The organism is Dellaglioa sp. CoH-56-MRSF-14 (assembly GCF_056782115.1).
On the sequence record NZ_JBXAYB010000093.1, the window covers coordinates 1 to 282 of the forward strand.

Here is a 282-nt window from a genome sequence, read left to right on the forward strand (position 1 = left end):
CTCGTAGTCCAAGCACGTTTGCTGATCATCGAACTGGGTGCCGTCGTTTGCTGCGTAAATCACTTTCATCGCTTCTTCCTCCGGGTGCCGTATGCACCAGAAAATTGTTGATGGAACGTCTTTTGCTTAACTTCTTGATCGACTCTGCGTACCACGAAAGCCATGCGGATTGAATCGTTCAGCGCGGTCTTGACCGAGAGGCGTGGTCCTAGGGCCGTGCGCGCAGTTGCGCGTGCCACACCCACATCGCCACCCACCACGATGCCCCTCTTCATGCTGGCT

The 282-nt window shown here is 55.7% G+C and carries 1 protein-coding gene; it reads right to left on the reverse strand.

Annotated elements, in window-relative coordinates:
• Positions 1-65: 65 nt before the first annotated feature.
• A partial coding sequence (locus AC1RPX_RS07945) for a hypothetical protein (protein ID WP_481763356.1) occupies positions 66-282 on the reverse strand: 217 nt, incomplete at its 5' end.